The sequence below is a fragment of the Bacillus sp. B2-WWTP-C-10-Post-4 genome (assembly GCF_009183805.1).
GTDB classification, from domain to species: Bacteria; Bacillota; Bacilli; order Bacillales; family Bacillaceae_G; genus Bacillus_A; species Bacillus_A cereus.
In genome coordinates, this window is record NZ_WEII01000061.1 from 21704 (window position 1) to 28733 (window position 7030).

The window sequence follows — 7030 nt, forward strand, 5'->3', positions numbered from 1 at the left end:
TTCATCGATCCTCTTTTTTTAACTGATTCAATTTGTCTTCTAATTTTTTTATTAAATTCGGATCAGCCTGCTCTAGCTCATCTATCATATGAGTTACAACTAAATCTCCAAATTCCCCCACTAATTCCTGTGTCATTTTCTTCGTTTGATTGGATAAGAATTCTTCTTTTGTTTGTACAGCACGATATATGCCACTTCTTTTTACAGTCTGTTTTTCTAAGTGTAATTTCTCTACTAACCTGTTCATAACTGTCATAACAGTGTTAAAATTCACAGGTGATTCTTCACTTAATTTCTGCTGCACTTCTTTAATAGTAATACCTTCAGTAGACCAAATAATCTCCATAATTTTCGCTTCAAGCGGTCCAAAGAAATGATTTAATCCTTGCTCATTTAACCTATAGTTTTGCGTAAACATCGTATGACTCCTTTCACACTACGAATTGTAGTACAAATTAAATGAGAGGTCAAACGCGAGTAATATAAACTAAAATTCAGTACCTATAAATACGTACATCATTCTATTCATTATAAGCCTAACTTATCTCCAAATGTATCAAAGAGATACTGCTCTAATATTTGTACACTAAACTTCTCATTACGCCCAAGGGCAAATAATTCCCGATCTTTCGCTACGATAGTATCTAACGGAATAACTACATTATCCACTATTTTTACAATTTCGATTATATTACTTTTCACATTCACTTCTGTTTTAAATTCAACGTTTTCTAACACTATATGTGAACGTCTTCCTGATGCAAAAAAAGTAAAATTAGGATTTTTAACAACGCCAATTTCAGTCTCTAACGCATATAAATAGTGAAAAATTACATCTCTATGTCCATCTTTTATTATTTTTTCATCCTTCTCATCGTCTAAGTATTCTTTCAGCTTCGTTGTAAATTCAAATCGAAAATCCACTTTTTTCACGCTCCTTCTTTGTATTTCATATTAAATAAATATATTGAAATAATTTTACCATATTGTAATACAACTTCCTATTAAAAGTAAAAACTGTTTTAGAAAATCGCTATTATTTCCGATACCCTTTTAAAATATAAGTATAAATTCAATATGAATGAATGCTTCATTACATCTATTTAAACATATTTTTTCCATTTTTTGAAACATTAGTATGAAATATTATATATCAATGAATGGTTTCTAATTCATTGGTATATATAGTCAGTAGTTTCTTTACTATCCCGATATACTTAAACTACATTTTCTACTTATTCATTACATATAGAGAAGGAATGTAACTCTCTTCTATCGAATTTTTATATAACAAAAATAATTAGGTGGTGCTTTACTATGAAATTAGCTGTCATTGGTGGCGGTGATTTACAAGATTCAAATCACTTGCCTATTAATGAACGCCTTATAGAATTAACAAATAAACAGTATCCAAAAGTATTGTTTATTCCAACGGCTAGTCATGATGATGAAAGCTATATAAAATTATTTTTAGACACGTTTGAAAAACAATTACATTGTGAAGTACAAATTTTACGCATTACAACAGATTCACCTTCTAAGTATGAAATAGACGAGATGATTCATTCAGTCGATTTAATTTATCTGGGTGGCGGAAACTATATTCACATGCTTACGCAATGGAAAGAACATAGACTTGATGAAAAATTATTATTGGCTCTGCAACAAGGAACACTTATTGCTGGTTATAGCGCTGGTGCTATGTGTTGGTTCACGTCTAGTATCCGATCAGATTATGAAGGTTCTGGTTATATAGAGAGTAATGGATGGGGGATTGTTAATAAAAGATTTTGTCCACATTATAATCAATTAAACAGAATGAACGCCTTCCATTCCTTTTTACAAAATCATCAAGGGAATATAGAAGGCATTGCACTGGAGGATAATTGCGCTTTATATATTACAGAGGAATCCTTTGAGATTATCGGTGAATCAGAAAAAGCGTGGGAGTTTTATATGAGTGATAAAACTCTCATTAGACAACATTTTGATATAACTTTAAAAAGCTATTTGTAAACCTGCACTTAAGAAAAAATGTCCCTAAGTCTAATAACTTAGGGACATTTTTTCTATTTAACTAACTAATCGTGTAATTCGTTTCTTTTGCCATGAAAGCTTATAATATGCATACTGCAATAGTAAGCTGACAATAAATGCTGCTGGATACCCAATCCAGATACCTTCTATTCCAAGACTTGTATGGTAAGAAAGATAATATGCTACGGGTACTTCTACAAGCCAAATTGAAACAACTCCAATAACAGTTGGCCAAAGTACTGTACCGCTCGCTCGCATTGTCGCACTAATAATTTGTGCATGACCGAAAATTAAATAACTCCATAACGTAATCATAACTAAGCTATGAGCAATTTCAATTGTAGTTTGACTCGTTAAAAATAGTGATAAAATGTCTCTTGAGAATAAATAAATAAGAGATATTAACACACCACCGATGACGTAGTTCATAATAATTCCGGCCTTCACAACTTTCTGCAATCGATCAAATTGATTCGCCCCAATTGATTGTGCTGCAAAAATAGAAACTGTAATACCAAGGCTAACTGCTGGCATTTGTACATAACTTGCAACTTGATTCACAACGCCGTAAGCAGCTGTTGCATCCGAACCGTAACGATTTACAAATGCGATTACGGCAATCTCAGATAATGAAACTAATATCATATTTATACTTGCCGGTATACCGAGCCTTAGCAATAGCTTTAATAACTCCCCATCCATTCGAAGGTATTTTCTAACCGTTCCATCTAGTTGTAATGGGTGATTTTTCTTCTTTAAATACACAAGCATGACAATAAACGTAATAACTGTAGATATAACAGAGGCATAGGCTGCTCCATACACATCTAATTTCGGAGCTCCTAACCATCCAAAAATAAGAACCGGTAATAAAATCATATTTAGTGCTGTACTTACAATTAAAAAGTAAAATGGCGTTTTAGAATCTCCTGTACCTCTCATAAATGTTGTATATGCGAAATATAAAAATAATACTGGCATCGATATAAATAAAATCCGTGCATAATGTACACTTATTTCAATAATATTTTCTGGTGTTCCCATTAGACGCATAATATCCATCGCAAAAATACTTCCTATTATCGCCAACACAACTCCAATAATAAAGGTAAATGTCAGCGTCGTACCAACGATAGCTTTTAAACGATCTTCGTTTTTAGCACCAAACGCCTGACCAATTAAAATAGAGCTTCCTGAACCGATACCAATTACAAATGAAACGAGCAAGAAAAATAATGGGAAGAATGCTGATATAGCCGCTAAATCATTAACTCCAAGCCATCTTCCTACTACTACCATACCAAATAATTGTCCAACTGATTGTAGTACATTACTTAATAATAACGGTACTAAAAACATCGACATCGATTTCCAAATCGGTTTACTCTCACTTTCCAACTTATGTGACTCCGCACCTTCTTTATTGTTATCTGCAGGTGGTTTCAAATTTCATTTCTCCTTTTATTAAACATCTATTTTCAATCTCTATCTCTTTGTATAGTTGTTATAATACTGTGCTTCTATTCATTTTCTTTTCGTATGATTATAACTTCACCCAATATTGACTTCCATCGGCTGTTCGATCTAAAAATCCATATTCGATTAAATATCTTCTTAATGTTACAAAATCAGGGTATACATTTTCTATCACTGTATTTACTTCTTTTTCAGTATACTTTTTATTATTATCAAACTTCTTCACTAAATGGCGCAATATAATTAATTTACGCTTTTGTTTCTTCGGAAATTTAGAGAGAGGTCCATCTAACCCTTCTGTAAAATGAGCTTTTAATACTTCATCATTTTCTTCTTCCGTAATATTGTATCGATCATCTACCATCGTTGCTGTTCTATGAATTGGCACAAATTTCGTTTGTACTTTTGATTTTTCTTCTGATAATTCCATTAGCGCTAAAAATACTTTTGCTTGTTTCATTTTCTCTCGCAGTGTAAATCGATGATTACGAATTGTTGATGTACTTCCGCCATCCATCTCTTTTACAATTTCTTTATCATTCAGTCCCATATAGAAAAACTGAACCATTTTCTTTTGTAAATCCGTTAATCCAGTAAATTTCTTATCCATATTTAGCAAATAATCAAACATAGACGTATGCTCATTTTGAATATGCAATTGGACGAACTTCTCTGCTTCATACAAAACTTGATTATCTTGATAAATAACACCTTTAATAAATGTTTCACCACAAGCTAAGCAAATGTACCCCTCTTTTTCTTCATCAAACACATACCCTTTCTTTAATTCCTCTATTGACGCATCCCAAAACTTCTCTGAAATATCGCTCATACTAAACACTCCTTCAAAATGTTTATTTAAAAACCAAACAAATCGCTATATCGTTTATTATCACTTCATCATCTTATCACAACACAAACAAACATTTCAACGTTTCGTTTGCCCATTTTATAAACTTTTATAAAAACATCTATCGAAAGGATTTAATACAACGAAAAGCGAATATGTTTATACAAATTCATTTTATAGGATGTAAAATAGAACATGAATATTCTTCAAGACCCTTGGTTTACCGTTAAGTAAATTGCACAGAACGCATATGCGATTAGTGAATATGGAACTGGTATTCACTCATTACAAAACTTCAGTATTCAATTTTAACTACAAAAAAGATGTTTTCGTATAAGAAAACATCCTTTACTTTTTATATATTCTATTTACAGTCTCTACTAAAACCTTACTTGCTTGTACAAATGTATGCTTTCGATTTCTATCTTCAACAAATTTATTAGCACAACTACTCATAATCATCATACAACTAATTATGACTAACGCTATCTTTCTATTCTTGTAAGTCACTTTATGCCACTCCACTATTACAAAACTTCTTTTGAATTTATCCCATCAAGAAATTTTACATGAATAATAAAACGTGTGAATATGCAATTCTGCATATTCACACGTTTTATCACAATGTTATGATTTAATTTAGTTAAAGAACAAGTATACCGAGGTGACTAACTTGAAATTTAAAGCGAAAAAAAATCCATTCCACGTCATTTTCATTACATTATTTATAATTATTTTTTTCGTTTCGTTATTCTTCCAAAATGAAAATTCTATTTTTTTCACTCTCATGATGCTGCTAAATATCGTGAATCTTTCTTCATTCTATTTCTCTCACTACAACGTAACGGAATCATCTCTTGTTGTAAAACACGGTTTCATTTTTCATACTGAAATTCCATTTGAAGATATTCGTCACGTTAAATACTCTGGTAAAAAACTTCATTCAAAAAAATGGACTAGACAACAATTAGAAATCCATTACAATTTATTTGACTCAGTGACCACTTTCATACCACTAGAAGAAGAAAAATTCATTTCACTCTTAAAAGAAAACTGCCCACAGATGAAAGTAATGAATACGCCTGCTAACAAATAATATATTTTGAAGCTTGTAGTATTGCAAGTAGATGAAACATAAAAATGAACATCAAAAAAGCCAAGATTCTATACTAAGAACCCTGGCTTTTTCTATTACTCTTTTGGAGCAATCATTTTCTTTGGATCTACAATTTCATCAAATTGCTCTTCTGTTAGTAGCCCAGATTGCAATGCTGCTTCTTTTAAAGTTAATCCTTCTTTATGAGCATGCTTCGCAATTTTCGCTGCATTTTCATATCCGATATGTGGGTTTAGCGCTGTTACAAGCATTAGTGAGCGATTCACATTTTCATTAATTACTTCTTCATCTGCTTCAATACCAACTGCACAATTGTCATTAAACGAAACAATTGCATCCGCTAATAAGTGAGCTGATTGTAAGAAGTTATAAGCAATAACAGGTTTAAATACATTTAACTCAAAGTTACCTTGGCTCGCAGCAAATCCGATTGTTGCATCATTCCCCATTACTTGCGCTACAACCATCGTTAACGCTTCACTTTGCGTTGGATTTACTTTACCTGGCATAATAGAGCTTCCCGGTTCATTTGCTGGAATAATAATTTCTCCAAGACCACTACGTGGACCACTTGCAAGCCAACGTACATCGTTAGCGATCTTCATTAGATCCGCAGCTAATGCTTTTAATGCACCGTGAGTATATACAACTTCATCATGGCTCGTTAATGCATGGAACTTATTTGGTGCAGAAACAAATTGTTTACCTGTAAATTGACTAATTTCCTCTGATACCATCTCACCAAATTTAGGATGAGCATTAATACCTGTTCCAACCGCAGTTCCACCAATTGCTAACTCTTTCATATATGTATTGCTATCTGCAATCATACGCTCTGTTTTTTCAAGCATACGGTGCCATCCGCTAATTTCTTGCCCTAAAGTTAACGGCGTTGCATCTTGTAAATGTGTACGACCAATTTTTATAATATGTTCAAATGCAGTTACTTTTTCTGCTAAAGTTTCTTTTAATTTCGTAATTGCTGGTAATACGTGATTTTCTACTGCGATTACACAAGCTACATGAAGCGCCGTTGGAAATGTATCATTTGAACTTTGTGACATGTTCACATCATCATTCGGATGAATATGTACGTCAGATCCCTTCTCTTTCAAAATTTGATTCCCACGATTTGCAATTACTTCATTCACATTCATGTTTGACTGTGTACCACTACCTGTTTGCCATACGACAAGCGGAAAATGTTCATTCCATTTCCCTGCAATCACTTCATCCGCAGCTTCTACAATTGCTTCTGCTTTTTCTTCTGATAGCTTTCCTAATTTTTGATTGCTAAGCGCTGCACTCTTCTTTAAAATTGCAAATGCTTTTACAATTTCAAGCGGCATTTGCTCTGTTCCAATTGGAAAGTTTTCTTTACTACGTTGTGTTTGTGCTGCCCATAATTTATCAGCTGGAACTTTTATTTCTCCTAATGTATCTCTTTCAATTCTGTACTCCATGTTTTCATCCCCTTGAAAATATAATACCTACATCTCTTATAATAACAGACTTTCTCTTAAATGATAAGAATTCTCACTCTTATATAT

8 protein-coding genes are annotated in these 7030 nt (G+C 32.6%); 2 read left to right on the forward strand and 6 right to left on the reverse strand.

Going from position 1 to position 7030, the window contains the following annotated elements:
• Position 1 precedes the first annotated feature (1 nt).
• Together GBN78_RS20480 and GBN78_RS20485 are read right to left on the reverse strand one after the other, a co-directional pair.
• Entirely contained in the window at positions 2–418 is a 417-nt protein-coding gene (locus GBN78_RS20480; RefSeq protein ID WP_044584297.1) for a BlaI/MecI/CopY family transcriptional regulator, read from the reverse strand.
• A 110-nt stretch (positions 419–528) separates the two neighbouring features.
• Complete coding sequence (locus GBN78_RS20485) at positions 529–924, reverse strand: DUF3942 family protein (protein ID WP_016109724.1); 396 nt, start codon at positions 922–924, stop codon at positions 529–531.
• Positions 925–1317: 393 nt separating this feature from the next.
• Between GBN78_RS20485 and GBN78_RS20490 the strand changes: the two genes are divergently transcribed.
• Entirely contained in the window at positions 1318–2016 is a 699-nt protein-coding gene (locus GBN78_RS20490; protein WP_087948134.1) for a peptidase E, read from the forward strand.
• 57 nt (positions 2017–2073) lie between these two features.
• Here the strand turns inward: GBN78_RS20490 and GBN78_RS20495 are convergent, their stop codons facing one another.
• From GBN78_RS20495 to GBN78_RS30325, 3 genes are all read right to left on the reverse strand, one after another.
• Complete coding sequence (locus tag GBN78_RS20495) at positions 2074–3483, reverse strand: MATE family efflux transporter (protein ID WP_000804128.1); 1410 nt, start codon at positions 3481–3483, stop codon at positions 2074–2076.
• A gap of 97 nt (positions 3484–3580) precedes the next feature.
• The gene (locus tag GBN78_RS20500; RefSeq protein ID WP_044584295.1) at positions 3581–4345 is read right to left on the reverse strand and encodes a DUF2087 domain-containing protein; all 765 of its coding nucleotides are present in this window, start codon (positions 4343–4345) and stop codon (positions 3581–3583) included.
• 366 nt (positions 4346–4711) lie between these two features.
• The gene (locus tag GBN78_RS30325) at positions 4712–4873 is read right to left on the reverse strand and encodes a hypothetical protein (RefSeq protein WP_000221432.1); all 162 of its coding nucleotides are present in this window, start codon (positions 4871–4873) and stop codon (positions 4712–4714) included.
• Positions 4874–5036: 163 nt separating this feature from the next.
• Here GBN78_RS30325 and GBN78_RS20505 point away from each other — a divergent pair, with 163 nt between their 5' ends.
• Entirely contained in the window at positions 5037–5459 is a 423-nt protein-coding gene (locus tag GBN78_RS20505; protein ID WP_000669070.1) for a PH domain-containing protein, read from the forward strand.
• Between the two features lie 95 nt (positions 5460–5554).
• On the opposite strand, the gene fumC is transcribed toward GBN78_RS20505, so the two are convergent.
• Complete coding sequence (fumC, locus tag GBN78_RS20510; protein ID WP_152127657.1) at positions 5555–6943, reverse strand: class II fumarate hydratase; 1389 nt, start codon at positions 6941–6943, stop codon at positions 5555–5557.
• Positions 6944–7030: the final 87 nt, after the last annotated feature.